The sequence below is a fragment of the Bradyrhizobium sp. 147 genome, assembly GCF_023073935.1.
Lineage (GTDB): Bacteria > Pseudomonadota > Alphaproteobacteria > Rhizobiales > Xanthobacteraceae > Bradyrhizobium.
Window position 1 is genome coordinate 1 of the sequence record NZ_JADPKL010000033.1, and the last position, 1,026, is coordinate 1,026.

Here is a 1,026-nt window from a genome sequence, read left to right on the forward strand (position 1 = left end):
TGGCGCTTGCGGTCCAGGAGAATCTGAAGCGCGATCCTCATGCCGGCGATCTCTACATCTTCCGGGGCCGCCGCGGTGATCTGGTGAAGATTCTTTGGCATGACGGGTTGGGCATGTCGCTCTATGCCAAGCGCCTGGACCGTGGCAAGTTCATCTGGCCCTCGGCGTCGGACGGTGCGGTGTCGATCTCGGCGGCCCAGATGGCTTACATGCTCGAAGGCATCGACTGGAGGAATCCGCAACCGAGCTGGCGGCCACAAAGCGCGGGCTGAGCGCCGAATCTGTAGCTTCTTGCATTTTGGGGAGTCCCATCGCGTCCAATCTGTGATTCACTGCGTCGCATGCATGCTGATCGCGACGCTGTTCCCGATGAGGTTGCCGCCCTGAAGAAGGCGCTGGCAGTCGAGCGCGCGAAGGGTTTGGAGATCGCCGGCGAGCTCGCGGTCGCCCGCGCGAAAGCGTCGGAAGACGAGGCGTTGATCGCGCAGCAGAAGCTGCAAATCGCCAAGCTAAAACATCAGATCTATGGGCAACGGTCGGAGCGCTCGGCGCGGCTGGTCGAGCAGTTGGCGCTGACGTTCGAAGAGCTGGAAGCTGACGCCACCGAGGACGAGCTGGCGGCGGAACGGGCCGTGGCCAAGACGACCACGGTGCGCGGATTTACGCGCCAGCGTGCCGAGCGCCAGACCTTCCCTGAGCATCTGCCACGGGAACGGGTGGTGATCGATGGCCTACGGCTTGTGAATGCTGCGGCAGCAATCGCCTGCGCAAGCTCGGCGAGGATGTGACCCGCACGCTGGAAGTGGTGCCGCGCCAGTGGAAGGTGATCGAGACGGTTCGGGAGAAGTTCTCCTGCCGCGACTGCGAGAAGATCAGCCAGGCGCCGGCCCCGTTCCATGCCGTCGCCCGGGGATGGGCTGGCCCGAGCCTCTTGGCCATGATTATGTTTGAGAAGTTCGGCCAGCATCAGCCGCTCAACCGCCAGGCCGAGCGCTACGCTCTGGAAGGCGTGCCGATCGCACTGTC

At 63.9% G+C, this 1,026-nt stretch carries 1 protein-coding gene and 1 pseudogene; both read left to right on the plus strand.

The annotated features are described in order from the left end of the window. On the plus strand, window positions 1–272 hold a 272-nt coding region (gene tnpB, locus IVA87_RS09065; protein WP_247333395.1), incomplete at its 5' end, for an IS66 family insertion sequence element accessory protein TnpB. A 69-nt stretch (window positions 273–341) separates the two neighbouring features. After that, a pseudogene (locus IVA87_RS09070) lies at window positions 342–1,026 on the plus strand (IS66 family transposase zinc-finger binding domain-containing protein); the annotation flags it as partial.